The organism is Curtobacterium sp. MCPF17_050, from assembly GCF_003224435.2.
Classification (GTDB): Bacteria; Actinomycetota; Actinomycetes; order Actinomycetales; family Microbacteriaceae; genus Curtobacterium.
On the sequence record NZ_CP126250.1, the window covers coordinates 2845583 to 2858691 of the forward strand.

The 13109-nt window shown below is 70.8% G+C and carries 12 protein-coding genes and 1 tRNA gene; 5 read left to right on the forward strand and 8 right to left on the reverse strand.

What is annotated here, in order from left to right:
* Nucleotides 1–37 precede the first annotated feature (37 nt).
* From DEJ34_RS13565 to DEJ34_RS13575, 3 genes are all read left to right on the forward strand, one after another.
* Nucleotides 38–1735 (forward strand): DNA repair helicase XPB, encoded by a 1698-nt coding sequence (locus DEJ34_RS13565; RefSeq protein ID WP_110900941.1) that lies wholly within the window; start codon nucleotides 38–40, stop codon nucleotides 1733–1735.
* Between the two features lie 80 nt (nucleotides 1736–1815).
* Entirely contained in the window at nucleotides 1816–2511 is a 696-nt protein-coding gene (locus tag DEJ34_RS13570; RefSeq protein ID WP_058740468.1) for a response regulator transcription factor, read from the forward strand.
* Nucleotides 2512–2594: 83 nt separating this feature from the next.
* Entirely contained in the window at nucleotides 2595–4301 is a 1707-nt protein-coding gene (locus tag DEJ34_RS13575) for a sensor histidine kinase (protein ID WP_110824091.1), read from the forward strand.
* A gap of 179 nt (nucleotides 4302–4480) precedes the next feature.
* Here the strand turns inward: DEJ34_RS13575 and DEJ34_RS13580 are convergent, their stop codons facing one another.
* The 7 genes from DEJ34_RS13580 to DEJ34_RS13610 all read right to left on the reverse strand — a co-directional run bounded on the left by DEJ34_RS13580 (nucleotide 4481) and on the right by DEJ34_RS13610 (nucleotide 10574).
* On the reverse strand, nucleotides 4481–5263 hold the full coding sequence (locus DEJ34_RS13580; protein WP_284180685.1) for a putative endonuclease domain-containing protein: 783 nt from the start codon (nucleotides 5261–5263) through the stop codon (nucleotides 4481–4483).
* A gap of 403 nt (nucleotides 5264–5666) precedes the next feature.
* Entirely contained in the window at nucleotides 5667–7289 is a 1623-nt protein-coding gene (gene groL / locus DEJ34_RS13585) for a chaperonin GroEL (RefSeq protein ID WP_110824093.1), read from the reverse strand.
* A gap of 212 nt (nucleotides 7290–7501) precedes the next feature.
* Nucleotides 7502–7705, reverse strand: coding sequence for a cold-shock protein (locus DEJ34_RS13590; protein WP_022903461.1), 204 nt, complete (start codon nucleotides 7703–7705; stop codon nucleotides 7502–7504).
* Nucleotides 7706–7962: 257 nt separating this feature from the next.
* Nucleotides 7963–8586, reverse strand: coding sequence for a LytR C-terminal domain-containing protein (locus tag DEJ34_RS13595; RefSeq protein WP_110911700.1), 624 nt, complete (start codon nucleotides 8584–8586; stop codon nucleotides 7963–7965).
* The gene (locus tag DEJ34_RS13600; RefSeq protein WP_220032726.1) at nucleotides 8583–8882 is read right to left on the reverse strand and encodes a DUF3263 domain-containing protein; all 300 of its coding nucleotides are present in this window, start codon (nucleotides 8880–8882) and stop codon (nucleotides 8583–8585) included. The genes DEJ34_RS13595 and DEJ34_RS13600 overlap by 4 nt, the downstream gene beginning before the upstream one ends.
* 97 nt (nucleotides 8883–8979) lie before the next feature.
* Complete coding sequence (locus DEJ34_RS13605; protein WP_110911701.1) at nucleotides 8980–10098, reverse strand: DUF2332 family protein; 1119 nt, start codon at nucleotides 10096–10098, stop codon at nucleotides 8980–8982.
* Nucleotides 10098–10574: a GNAT family N-acetyltransferase gene (locus DEJ34_RS13610; protein ID WP_181422268.1), complete on the reverse strand. Its 477-nt coding sequence runs from the start codon at nucleotides 10572–10574 to the stop codon at nucleotides 10098–10100. Before DEJ34_RS13610 ends, DEJ34_RS13605 begins: the two co-directional genes overlap by 1 nt.
* 73 nt (nucleotides 10575–10647) lie before the next feature.
* On the opposite strand from DEJ34_RS13610, the gene msrB reads away from it, so the two are divergent.
* Together msrB and DEJ34_RS13620 are read left to right on the forward strand one after the other, a co-directional pair.
* Complete coding sequence (gene msrB, locus DEJ34_RS13615; RefSeq protein WP_110900945.1) at nucleotides 10648–11049, forward strand: peptide-methionine (R)-S-oxide reductase MsrB; 402 nt, start codon at nucleotides 10648–10650, stop codon at nucleotides 11047–11049.
* Nucleotides 11050–11120: 71 nt separating this feature from the next.
* Nucleotides 11121–11196 (forward strand) — tRNA-Thr (locus DEJ34_RS13620).
* A 101-nt stretch (nucleotides 11197–11297) separates the two neighbouring features.
* On the opposite strand, the gene DEJ34_RS13625 is transcribed toward DEJ34_RS13620, so the two are convergent.
* A complete protein-coding gene (locus DEJ34_RS13625) occupies nucleotides 11298–12890 on the reverse strand; it encodes an ArnT family glycosyltransferase (RefSeq protein WP_181422269.1) in 1593 nt (530 codons plus the stop codon).
* Nucleotides 12891–13109 lie beyond the last annotated feature (219 nt).

A 13109-nucleotide genomic window follows, 5' to 3' on the forward strand; every position in this document is an offset into this window, starting at 1 on the left:
GGCGACGCACCAGCTGCGCCGCCTAGGCTGATCCGTCATGAACGGACCGCTGATCGTGCAGAGTGACCGCACCGTGCTGCTCGAGGTCGCGCACCCCGACGCCGAGGACGCCCGCCACGCGCTCGCGGTGTTCGCCGAGCTCGAGCGGGCACCCGAGCACGTGCACACGTACCGCATCACGCGGCTCGGCCTCTGGAACGCCCGGGCGGCCGGACACGACGCCGCGTCCATGGTCGACACCCTCGAACGGTTCGCCAAGTTCCCGGTGCCGCAGAGCGTCACGGTCGACATCGAGGACACCGTCTCCCGGTACGGCCGTCTGGTGATCCGGCGCGAGGAGCGCGAGGACGCCCCCGTCATCGCGAACTCCCCGACCGAGGAGCTCGAGCAGCAGCCCGCTCTCGTGCTGACCGCGTCGGACCCCGCGCTCCTGGCCGAGGTCACCCGGTCCAAGCGCATCCAGCCGCTCCTCGGTGAGCGCCGCTCGGACACGGCCGTCGAGCTGCAGGCCTGGGCCCGCGGGCAGGTCAAGCAGGAGCTCGTGAAGATCGGCTGGCCCGCCGAGGACCTCGCCGGCTACACGCCCGGTCAGCCGCACGACATCGACCTCGACACCACGGACTGGGACCTCCGGCCGTACCAGCACGACGCCGTGGACAGCTTCTTCCAGCAGGGGTCCGGCGTCGTCGTGCTGCCCTGTGGTGCCGGCAAGACGCTGGTCGGTGCCGGAGCGATGGCGACCGTGAAGGCGACGACGCTCATCCTCGTCACGAACACCGTCTCCGCCCGGCAGTGGCGGACCGAGCTGCTCAAGCGGACGACCCTCACCGAGGACGAGATCGGCGAGTACTCGGGCAGCGTCAAGGAGATCCGGCCGGTCACGATCGCGACCTACCAGATCCTCACCGCCCGCCGGAAGGGCGCGTACACGCACCTGTCGCTGCTCGACGCCCTCGACTGGGGGCTCGTGGTCTACGACGAGGTGCACCTGCTCCCCGCCCCGGTGTTCAAGCTGACCGCCGACCTCCAGGCACGTCGTCGCCTCGGGCTCACCGCGACGCTCGTGCGCGAGGACGGGCGCGAAGGGGACGTGTTCTCCCTGATCGGGCCGAAGCGCTACGACGCACCGTGGAAGGAGATCGAGGCCCAGGGCTACATCTCCCCCGCCGAGTGCTACGAGGTCCGGATCGACCTCGCACACGAAGACCGGCTGGAGTACGCGGCGTCGAGCGACGACGAGCGGTACCGGCTCGCGGCGACCTCACCGGCCAAGACCCCGGTCGTGCGGGACCTCATCGAGAAGCACCACGGTGAGCAGATCCTGGTGATCGGCCAGTACATCGACCAGCTCGACGAGCTCGCGGCCTCCCTGGACGCCGCCGAGATCACGGGCGCGACGCCGGTCGAGGAACGGGAGCGGCTGTACCAGGCGTTCCGCGAGGGCTCGATCGACGTGCTCGTGGTGTCCAAGGTCGCGAACTTCTCGGTCGACCTGCCGGACGCGACCGTGGCGATCCAGGTGTCGGGCTCGTTCGGGTCCCGCCAAGAAGAAGCACAGCGGCTCGGCCGCCTCCTCCGCCCGAACAAGGACGGCGTCCCGGCGTCGTTCTACACGCTCGTCACGCGGGACACGGTCGACCAGGACTTCGCGCAGAACCGGCAGCGGTTCCTCGCGGAGCAGGGGTACTCGTACACGATCCTCGACGCGGACCAGATCGCCCCGGCCGTGGCGTAGTACCCGGACTCCAGACCACCTCTGGCCAACACACGAAGTGCTCCCAGGAAGCAACCAGGGAACAGTCAGAGGATGGTCGCATGACCGACGGACCCAAGATCCTCATCGTCGACGACGAGCCGAACATCCGCGATCTCCTCACGACCTCGCTGCGCTTCGCCGGATTCGCGGTGCGTGCGGTCGGGAACGGCGCACAGGCGATCTCCGCCGTGCTCGAGGAGGAGCCGGACCTCATCATCCTCGACGTCATGCTCCCCGACATGAACGGGTTCGGCGTGACCAAGCGCCTCCGCTCGTCGGGCTACACCTCGCCGATCCTCTTCCTCACGGCGAAGGACGACACCGAGGACAAGATCACCGGTCTCACGGTCGGAGGTGATGACTACGTCACCAAGCCGTTCTCGCTCGACGAGATCGTCGCCCGCATCAAGGCGATCCTCCGTCGCACGATGAACGACGAAGAGGACGCGATCATCCGCGCGGGTGAGCTCACGATGGACCAGGACACGCACGAGGTCACCATCGGCGACGCGCAGATCGAACTCTCCCCCACGGAGTTCAAGCTCCTCCGCTACCTCATGCTCAACCCGAACCGCGTGCTCTCGAAGGCGCAGATCCTCGACCACGTGTGGGAGTACGACTTCAACGGCGACGCCGGGATCGTCGAGTCCTACATCTCCTACCTGCGCCGCAAGCTCGACCAGTACTCGTCCGAGCCGATCATCCAGACCAAGCGCGGGTTCGGCTACATGCTCAAGGCGACCAAGGCCTCCTGAGCGTCGGACCGCGCAGGTCGCACAGCTGACTGTCGGCGGCCGTCGGGATCTTCCCGACGGCCGCCGCTTACTGTTGGGGAAGCATGCACGAGCGAATGAGCCACTGGTGGGACGGGATCTCCCTCCGCACCAAGATCACCGGGATCACCGTCCTCCTGGTCGCCCTCGGCCTGCTCGTCGCCGGCCTCGGCACGATGACCGTCCTGAGCACATACCTCAACCTGCGACTCGACACGCAGGTCGAGACCACGAGCTCGCAGCTCGAGGGGCAGAACGTCAGCGACGGCGAGCAGTACTGCAACCTGTCCGTCGTCCTCGAGAAGAGCTCCTACGTGGCCGCGTACGACGGCAACGGCGAGCAGATCTGCGACACCCAGTCCTCGTCCCAGCCGGACATCTCCCGCGTGGACTTCACGGCCGCCGCGTCGGCTGCGCATCCGTTCAGCCTGTACGACCGGCAGCACAGCCACGAGTGGCGGGCCCAGGTCATCCCCGCGAACCTGCAGAACCTGTCGAACGGCGCCACCGAGACCGGGTACGTCCTCGTCGCCGTGTCCAGCGCGGACACCGACCAGACCATCCTCCGGTTCACCGTCATCTTCCTGTTCTTCGGCATCGCGGTGATCCTGCTCGGGGCGATGCTCACGCGCCTCCTCGTGACGGCGACGTTCGACCCGCTCCGCAACGTCGAGGACACGGCCGCCCGCTTCGCCGCCGGCGACTTCAACCAGCGCCTCGACGCCGACACCCCGAACACCGAGGTCGGGCGCCTCAACCGGTCCCTGAACGCCATGCTCGAACGCATCGACGACGCCTTCGAGGACCGGCAGCGCACCATCGACCAGATGCGCCGCTTCGTCGGTGACGCATCCCACGAACTCCGGACGCCGCTCGTGTCGCTCCGCGGGTACGCCGAGCTCTACCGGATGGGCGCCCTCCGCAAGGAGGAGGACGTCGCCCAGGCCATGGACCGGATCGAGAAGGAAGCCCAGCGCATGGGCCTGCTCGTGCAGGACCTGCTCCAGCTCGCCCGCATCGACGAGTCGAAGCCCCTCGAGCTCGGGCCCGTCGACCTCGTCGCCATCGCCCGCGACTCGGCCCTCGACACGATGGCCTCGAACCCGGACCGCGAGATCCAGGTCCTCGTCGAGGACGCCGTGACCGGCGAGAACGTCCCGCAGGCCGTCCGCCCCGCCAGCTCCTTCGGGCCGGCAGCGGACGGCGAGGCCGGTGGTCCCGCCCCGGTGTCGCCGTCGCTCAACACCACCGGGCCGATCGCGTTCTCGCGGCAGACGATCGCCAGACTGCGTGCTCGACGGACCCGGGCCATGAACGTCGACGCGAAGCCGACGGACGAGACCACCCCGCTGCCGACGATCGTGCTGCCGAAGCGCCCGCCGATCGTCCTGGCCGAGGAGAACAAGATCCGGCAGGTCATCACGAACCTGATGGGCAACGCGATGCGGTTCACCGAGCACGACGACCCGATCGAGATCGGCATCGGCGTGGACGACGACCGCGGCATGGCGCACATCGACGTCATCGACCACGGCGAGGGCATCCCGCCGCAGCTGCGCGACAAGATCTTCCAGCGCTTCTGGCGTGCCGACACCTCGCGCGCGCGGGACACCGGCGGCTCGGGGCTCGGTCTCGCGATCGTGTCGGGCATCGTGCACGCGCACCACGGGTCGGTCGAGGTGTTCGACACCCCGGGCGGTGGCGCGACCTTCCGCGTCTGGCTCCCGCTCCTGCCCCGCGACGCTGACCCCGCGGCCCCCACCCTGTCCTGACGCGCGCGCCGGGCGGCGGTCGGCGGTCGGCGGCTCCCCGCCGAGGTCGCACGAACTGCCTGCTCACCGTCCGTGCGGCGGCAGTCCGCGCGACCGCGGCGCATCGGCCGCGGCATGTCCTGCGACTTCAGGAGAACGGTAGCGGGGGGGAAACGGACGGCATGGCCTGGGTGCCGACATCAAGCGCCACGACTCCGAGCGGCGAACGCCTGCCGGAGTCGCTCGAAGACCAGAGCGGGACGTGCTGCATCCACCGCTGTGGCGTGCACCACCAACCAGTCGTTGACGACGAACCCGTTGTCACGCCGGTGGTCGTGGTGGAAGACGTCCCGGTCGCGATGATGGTCACCGTCGTACTCGAAGGCGATGCGTTGCTCAGGCCAGGCCATGTCGACCCGGCCGAGGAAGACTCCACCTGCGTCGAAGACCTCGACGTTCAAGTCGGGCTCCGGGAACCCCGCGTCGACGATCGCAAGACGGAACCACGTCTCCATCGGTGATTCCGCTCCGACCCGCACGAGTTCCAGCGCTGCTCGCGCCACCCTGACGTGGCGATGTCCCGGACGGATGGCAGCCGCGAGGCGGTCGATCGTCGTCAGCGACCCCCTGCCGACGAGGGCATCGCCCACCGCGACGAGTTCCCTGACGGTCAGGACGCTCGCGCACTCCCACCAACTCCGCTCGGGCGTGCTGAGACGGGTTCCGAACGCGGTGACGGTGGGAACGTCGGGTCGAGCACGATGCGCGGTGATGCCGGGGCGCCGCATCAAGGCGGCGGTCCCCGCGGTGGTGACGTGGACCTCCGCTCGGACGCGTCGCGGGAGTGGTGCTCCCCACAGGGCAGCAGCCGTGGTGTGACTGAAGAACTGGTCGGGCCGGAGGAGCGGCGTGAGCACGTCGACCATGGTGGCGTCGCTCCCGCGTACCACCCGGACGCCGTGGACGGGACGTTGCAGGTCCATCCGGCGGAGCCGACCCGGGTCGAGCCCCGACGCGAGAGCGTCCCGGACTCTGAACGGGCCGTCGGAGAACGGCGCGGGCAGCGGTCGTGGTTCCACCATCACCGCAGCATCGGGCAGCCGCGTCCGGTGCTCCGCCTGTGTCCCGAGCTTGTGGACGGAAGCTGCCTCCGTGCCTCCAGTGCAGGGCAGGCGTGAGCGATGGCTGCAAGGGGTCCTGATGACCCGTTTGAAGTCGCACGACACGCCGCGCTGGCATCACCGAGGGCGCTCGATGTGCCGCGCCGCAGGCAGGCAGGCGGCACTTCGTGCGACCTCGGCGACACAGCACCGGCCGTAACACGGCCGCGCACGCGGAAGGGCCCCCGCACGCGCAGCGTACGAGGGCCCTTGCCGGCAGGACGGACTAGAAGTCCATGCCACCCGTGGGGTCGCCGGCCGGCATGGCCGGGGTCTTCTCCGGCTTGTCGGCGACGACGGCCTCGGTCGTGAGGAACAGACCGGCGATCGACGCGGCGTTCTGCAGCGCCGAGCGCGTGACCTTGGCCGGGTCGATGATGCCCGCGGCGATGAGGTCGACGTACTCACCCGTCGCAGCGTTGAGGCCGTGGCCGGCCTCGAGCTCGCGAACACGAGCGGCGACGACACCCGGCTCGAGACCGGCGTTCAACGCGATCTGCTTGAGCGGGGCGTCGATGGCGACGCGCACGATGTTCGCACCCGTGGCCTCGTCACCCTCGAGCGAGAGACCGTCGAGCGCGACCTTGCCGGCCTGGATGAGGGCGACGCCACCACCGGCGACGATGCCCTCTTCGACGGCGGCCTTCGCGTTGCGGACGGCGTCCTCGATGCGGTGCTTGCGCTCCTTGAGCTCGACCTCGGTCGCGGCACCCGCCTTGATGACGGCGACGCCACCGGCGAGCTTCGCGAGGCGCTCCTGGAGCTTCTCGCGGTCGTAGTCGGAGTCGGTCGCCTCGATCTCGGCGCGGATCTGCTTGACGCGGCCCGCGATCTGGTCGGCGTCGCCGGCACCCTCGACGATCGTGGTCTCGTCCTTGGTGATGACGACCTTGCGGGCACGACCGAGCAGGTCGAGCGTCGCGTTCTCGAGCTTGAGGCCGACCTCTTCCGAGATGACCTGGCCGCCGGTGAGGATCGCGATGTCCTGCAGCATGGCCTTGCGGCGGTCGCCGAAGCCCGGGGCCTTGACGGCGACGGACTTGAAGATGCCGCGGATCTTGTTCACGACGAGCGTGGCCAGGGCCTCGCCGTCGACGTCCTCGGCGATGATCAGGAGCTGCTTGCCCGCCTGAATCACCTTGTCGACGACCGGCAGGAGGTCCTTGATGTTCGAGATCTTCGAGTTGACGATCAGGACGTACGCGTCCTCGAAGACGGCTTCCTGGCGCTCGGGGTCGGTGACGAAGTACTGCGACAGGTAGCCCTTGTCGAAGCGCATGCCCTCGGTGAGCTCGAGCTCGGTACCGAAGGTGTTCGACTCCTCGACGGTGACGACACCTTCCTTGCCGACCTTGTCGATTGCCTCGGCGATGAGCGCGCCGATGGTCGGGTCAGCGGCCGAGATCGACGCGGTGGCGGCGATCTGGTCCTTGGTCTCGATCTCCTTGGCGTCGGCGAGCAGCTGCTCGGAGACGGCCGCGACGGCCTTCTCGATGCCGCGCTTCAGGGAGATGGGGTCGGCGCCGGCGGCGACGTTGCGGAGGCCTTCGCGGACGAGGGCCTGGGCGAGGACGGTCGCGGTGGTCGTACCGTCACCGGCGACGTCGTCGGTCTTCTTGGCGACCTCCTTGACGAGCTCCGCACCGATCTTCTCGTACGGGTCGTCGAGCTCGATCTCCTTGGCGATGGAGACACCGTCGTTCGTGATCGTGGGGGCGCCCCACTTCTTCTCGAGGACGACGTTGCGGCCGCGCGGGCCGAGCGTCACCTTCACGGCGTCGGCCAGCTGGTTGAGGCCGCGCTCGAGGCCGCGTCGGGCCTCTTCGTTGAAAGCAATGATCTTTGCCATGTGAGTTCTTCGTCCCTCCCGGACGTCGTCATCGGGGTCGTTCTGGCACTCAGCCTGGCCGAGTGCCAAGCCCGATTCTGGCACTCGCCACCCGAGAGTGCAACACAGTGGGGAGGCTCTGCCCCACTCCACAGGTCGACCCACCGCGTCCCGGCGGACGACGAACGCGCCGCCCCCGAGGGGACGGCGCGTTCGCGAGTGGTTCCGGACGACTACGCGGGACGGACCGACTCGGCCTGCGGGCCCTTCGACCCGGTGCCGACGTCGAACGTCACCGCCTGGCCCTCCTCGAGGACCTTGTAGCCGCTCATGTCGATGGCCGAGTAGTGCACGAACACGTCCTGGCCCCCTCCATCCACGGTGATGAAGCCGAAGCCCTTCTCGGCGTTGAACCACTTCACGGTTCCGTTGGCCATGATCCTTGCTCCCTGCGGTACTGCTGTTGCGAACGACGGCCTCCTCGCGCGAGGTGACCGCCGGGTCCGAGCGCATGTCGACTCACCCGCTCCCGGACGGCAACATGAGGCGTCGTCGCGATCACGGGGTGACCACTGGTGACTCTGACCGAAGGACGGCATTTCGGCAAGGGGTGTGACACGCATTTCACGCGGAGCACCCCGATCCGCAACGTGACGGAAACACGACGACCACGGAGGACCGCCGCGGACCCCGATCAGCCCGTGTAGTCGGAGCCGAGCACGACCGAGACGTCCGCGTTCGGGAACGCCGCCGACTGCTGCACCGCGCTGACCCCGAGCGCCTGCGCGACGCCCTGTGCGACGGCCGCCTGCGACTCCTGCTGGTAGTAGACGATCGTCTGGGTCGCCCCGGTCGTCCCGGCGTCCCCGGTCGAACTCACGGTCCACCCGGCGGTCCCGAGCCGCGTCGAGGCGTTCGCGGCCAGACCGGTCGTCGAGGTCCCGTTCAGCACGACGAGCGTCGTCGCACCCTGGTCGGCAGCAGATGCGCCGGCCGCTGCCGACGGCGACTGCGTCGCTCCCCCGTCGTCCGACCCGGAGTCCGCGTCAGCGCCGGCACCCGAGTCCGAGTCCGAGGATGCGCTGGCCGAGGGCGTCGAGGTCGCGGACGCCGTCGACCCACCACTCCCCTCCGTGAACTGCACGCTGCCGTTCAGCAGGGCGAGGACGAGGACCCCGATGCCGACCAGCACGCCGGTCGCGAGTGCGGCCCACGCGAAGACGACCCACCCGCCACCCCGGCGGGCAGCACCACGGTGGGCGCCGACCCGGGGGCCGTCTGCGACGTCGTCGAACCGGTCTCGCGGGAATCTCGTCATCGTTCCTCTTCACGTCCTTCGGGGTCGGCCGGGGGCGCGACGAAACTGCGGGCAGCGCGTGCGCTCGTCCGGGCGCTGCGGAGCCGCTGCAGCCGGGTGACGAGCTGCGGGTCGTACGCGAGGGCGGCCGGTGTGTCGATCACGCGGTTGAGCACCTGGTAGTACCGCGTCGGCGACATGTCGAACTCGACCCGGATCTCCGCTTCCTTCGTCCGGTCGTGCCGCGCCCGGTCGTGCTCGAACGCGAGCACGTGCTTGGCGAGCTCGGTGAGCTCGTCGGCGGGGAGGGCGGTCACAGGCTGGTCCGATCGCGAACGGGTTGCAGGTCTCGCACATCGTAGGGGTGCGCGGCATGTCGACCCTGGCACGGTGCTGGACTGTCGCGGAACCCGCTCACCCCACGGTCTCCGCCAGCACCTCGGGCGGGGCGGACCACCGGACGCGGGTGCCGAAGGCGTCCGACACGGCGAGCGCCCGGCCGTCGAGCGAGAGCGTCGCGAAGGCGTCCGGGTCCGCGGGGTCGACGACCTCCGGCAGGGTCGCCGCGACCCCGGTGAGGACACCGGTGCGTTCGAGCGCCACCCAGCGGACACCCCGCTCGCGGAGCCGGTCGACGAAGCGCTGCCGCCCAACGCCCGGCACGTAGACGAGCGTCCCCGTGGTCATGACGACCGGCTCGCAGTCGTCCGGCAGGGCGTCGAGGGCCCGGTCGAGGTCGTCCGGCACGCTGCCGCGGACCCGGACGGGAGGCTCGACCAGCGTTGCCCGCAGCGCGTCCCGCATCAGGGCGGTCCGGTCCGTCGCCTCGGGCGGGACGGCCTCGACGAGTCGGGCGAACGCGTCCGGCGCCGCGGGGTCGATCGGGTTCGGGTCGAGGGCGACGCGGGCACCGATCCGGATCGGGGTCGTCGCGGGAGCGGGTGGTGTCCCCACGACCTCGGCGACGAGGTGCACCGCGGGCCCCTCGACCGCCGTGTGCACCCGGACGAGGTCGCCCGCCGTCGCGCTCCGTCGTCCGCGCTGCGTTGGCCCCGGGCCGGACGGGAACAGACCGGACGGGACCGGACCGCCCGGGACCGGACCGGCCGGACGCGCACGGTCGACGAGCCGGTGGTCGAGCGTCACGCGGTCCGGGATCGAGCAGAGTCCGGCCGCCGCTCCGACGTCGAGCAGACCGAGGGGTCGCGCCGAGGCCGCCGAGAGCGCGGCGAGCACCGGGACGACGGGGGCGAGCCGTCGCGGGTCGTTGGCCTGCACCGTGGCGGTGGTGAGGGCCGCGACGAGGGCGGGGCCGGCCTCCCGGCCGAGTGCGCGGAGCGCTGCCGGGTCAGCAGGGTCGGCACCCAGCCGTCGCGCGACCGCGAACAGGAGCTCGGGCTGGCGCTTCGGCTCCGGCACGGCGTCGAGCAGGTCGACGAGCGGACCCTCGACCGAGCGCGCCCAGGCGGCGTACGTCGGGGAGACCCCGTCGATCCGGTCGGCGTAGGCGCGGTAGCGGTCCCGCGTGTCCATCAGGCCCCGGGGCGGTACATGCCGACGTGGGTGATGCTGGCCTCGTCGTAGGGGGCGCCGAAGCGGACGAACCCGTGCCGTTCGTACAGTCCGGCGACGTACTGCTGGGCGTGCAGGACGAACGGCTCGGCGCCGTGCGACCCGAGCACCGCCGCCACCAGGCCGCCGGCGATGCCCTGGCCGCGGTGGTCGGGGTGGGTGGCGACACGGCCGATCACGCGGGTCGGCACAGCGGTCCCCGCGGGGTGCGGCTCGTCCGGGGCCGGCCGGACCAGGCGGAGGTACCCGACGACCGGTCCGTCCGCGCCCCCGACCCACCAGTGCTCGGTGTCCGGGTCGCGGTCACGGCCGTCGAAGTCCTCGGCCGAGACCCGCTGTTCGAGGGCGAACACCCGGTTCCGGAGCCGCACGATGTCGTACAGTTCGTCGGTCGTCAGGTGCTCCCAGCGGGCACGGCGGACGGAATGCTCGGACATCGGTCGGAGTTTACTGGTGTGACGCACGATGACCGGCGGGCACGAGCCCCGGTCGGAACCAGGAGGTACGCACATGGCTTACAAGGTCGAAAAGTCCGACGCCCAGTGGCGCGAGGAGCTCTCCCCTGACCAGTACGCCGTGCTGCGCCAGGCCGGGACGGAGCGCCCGTGGACCGGTGAACTCCTCGACGAGGAGCGTGCCGGCGTCTACACGTGTGCGGCGTGTGGTGCGGAGCTGTTCAAGAGCGGCACGAAGTTCGACTCCGGCTGCGGCTGGCCGTCGTTCTACGAGTCGGTCGATCCCGACGCGGTGCAGCTCATCGAGGACAACTCGCTCGGCATGGCCCGCACCGAGGTCCGCTGCGCGAACTGCGGCGGCCACCTCGGCCACGTGTTCCCGGACGGCTTCGGGACGCCCACGGGCGACCGCTACTGCATGAACTCGATCTCGCTCAACTTCTCGGCGCAGGAGTAGGCGGGTGTGACGGCGCTCGGGCTGCGGCCCGGGCGCCGTCGTCGTGTCCGCCCGGTACGATGGGCGGGTCAGCCGGCATGGCGCAATTGGTAGCGCACCGTACTTGTAATACGGGGGTTGCGGGTTCAAGTCCCGCTGCCGGCCCCAGATCACGGCTTCCCGTGCAGCCGAAGGCGGAGCCGTCGCTCACGGCCACCCACACCGGGGCGGCGCCCGACGGTCAGCGCCCGACGGTCAGCGCCCGACGGTCAGCGCCGCACGGTCAGCCCACCGTCGGACGTCCGGACGATCTCCCCGTCCGGGATCCACGCCACGACGCGGTCGAGTCGCACCCGCTCGAACGACGACCGCTCGGACGTCAGCAGTTCCTGCACCTCCGGCGGCAGCGGGAAGCGACGGTCCCGGCCGACCACGATTGCGACGAACGGTGCATCGACCACGTCCCGGACCCCGCGGTCCCCGACGTACTGGTCGTAGTCGCTCGGGGTGATCGCGCCGAAGAAGACCTGACCGTCCCGGATGCCCTCGTGCCGCAGGAGCGGGAGCAGCCGGGCGACGCCGGTGGCACGCGCCTCCCAGATCGTCCGCGCGGTCGGGATGCTCCCGACGAGTGTCACCACGACGAGCACGACGGCGATGCTGCTCGTCAGCCACCGCGGCCGCACGCGGCCGAGCTGCCCGAGCCCCACGGCGGCGAGCATCACGATGAACGGCATCCACGCCGCGTAGTAGGTCGGCAGCGCGATCTCGGCGGCGAGCGAGTAGAACGCCACGAGCAGCACGAGCGGCGCGAGGAGGAACAGCACGAGCCTGCCCGGACGCACGACCACCGCGAGCAGCACGGCGACGGCGAGCACCACCACGACGGGCGCGCCGACCCCGCGGAGCAGGAACCACCAGTTCGCCCACCACGGAGCGAACTGGTACGTGTGGCCGGCGATCGAGATGAGGTGTCCGTGCTCGTTCTGTCCGGACTGGAAGGTGAGCATGTACTGCACCGCGGAGCGCATCCCCATGGGGGCGTAAAGCGCGACGACGGTGACGACGAACGTGGCCGCCCACACCGCTCCGCCGACGACGAGCGCACGCCACCGGCCGAACAACACCGGGGCCAGGACGAAGACCGGCAGCAGCACGAGGGTCGACGCCTTCGACGTGACCGACGCCGCCATGAGCACCGCCGACACGGGCACCCACCACCAGCGGTCGGTACGGATCCACACCCAGATCGCGAAGAGTGCCGCCAGGGCGAAGAACACCATCACCGGGTCGAGCAGCGCCACCCGGTCCAGGCGGGCACCGGCACCGCCGCGAGGGGCGATGGTCCAGAGTGCGGCGGCCGCGAACCCGGACCAGAAGCCGACCTCCGCGCGCAGCCAGACGAACATGACCGCCGCACCGAGGACGACGAGCGACGCGACCAGGACCCGGGGTGCGACGGCGCCCGGCCCACCGACCAGTTGCGCGAGGCCGAACAGGTACTTGGCGGTCGGTGGGTGCTCGCGGTTCTGGTCGAACGCCCCGTGCACGTACGCGAGGCCGGCCTTGACGTAGGTGGCCTCGTCCCCGCCGATGTTGTCGGCGCCGATGCGCCAGAAGCACTGGTAGGCGGCCGCGACCGCGAGCAGCACGAGGGCCGTGACGCGCAGCCACGCCCGGTCGAGCACGCCGCGGTCGAGCGCTCGCCGAGCCAGTGGTCCGCGGTGCTGCGCTGCGTGGTGCGGCGCTCCGCGGTGCTGGACCGGACCGTCCGTGGCGCGATCGTCGGTCAGCGCTCGTGCCGCGTCGGGGTCGTCGACCGACCGGCGGTCAGGGGACCAGGGGGCGCGGCGACTGGGCACCCCGAGATCCTACGCAGGCCGCGGGCGTCTCCCACCGAGGAGGCCGGGCGGCGGCGTGGCGGCCGCACCCCGGCGCAGCACGGCGGCCAGGGCCCGTCCCGGCGGCCCGACCCCGGCACGGCGGCCCCACCTGGCATGCCGCGGCGCGGCGGCCCGGTGCGGCGCGGTAGGCCCCACGCGTCACCGGGGCACGCCGCGAAGGCGGGGCCCCGGCGACCG

Excerpts from the sequence above, each read along its gene's own strand:
- DEJ34_RS13575 (WP_110824091.1), top strand. The coding sequence starts at position 2,595 with ATGCACGAGCGAATGAGCCACTGGTGGGACGGGATCTCCCTCCGCACC.
- groL (WP_110824093.1), bottom strand. The coding sequence starts at position 7,289 with ATGGCAAAGATCATTGCTTTCAACGAAGAGGCCCGACGCGGCCTCGAG.
- DEJ34_RS13580 (WP_284180685.1), bottom strand. The coding sequence starts at position 5,263 with ATGGACCTGCAACGTCCCGTCCACGGCGTCCGGGTGGTACGCGGGAGC.
- DEJ34_RS13610 (WP_181422268.1), bottom strand. The coding sequence starts at position 10,574 with ATGTCCGAGCATTCCGTCCGCCGTGCCCGCTGGGAGCACCTGACGACC.
- DEJ34_RS13595 (WP_110911700.1), bottom strand. The coding sequence starts at position 8,586 with ATGACGAGATTCCCGCGAGACCGGTTCGACGACGTCGCAGACGGCCCC.
- DEJ34_RS13565 (WP_110900941.1), top strand. The coding sequence starts at position 38 with ATGAACGGACCGCTGATCGTGCAGAGTGACCGCACCGTGCTGCTCGAG.
- msrB (WP_110900945.1), top strand. The coding sequence starts at position 10,648 with ATGGCTTACAAGGTCGAAAAGTCCGACGCCCAGTGGCGCGAGGAGCTC.
- DEJ34_RS13570 (WP_058740468.1), top strand. The coding sequence starts at position 1,816 with ATGACCGACGGACCCAAGATCCTCATCGTCGACGACGAGCCGAACATC.
- DEJ34_RS13590 (WP_022903461.1), bottom strand. The coding sequence starts at position 7,705 with ATGGCCAACGGAACCGTGAAGTGGTTCAACGCCGAGAAGGGCTTCGGC.
- DEJ34_RS13605 (WP_110911701.1), bottom strand. The coding sequence starts at position 10,098 with ATGGACACGCGGGACCGCTACCGCGCCTACGCCGACCGGATCGACGGG.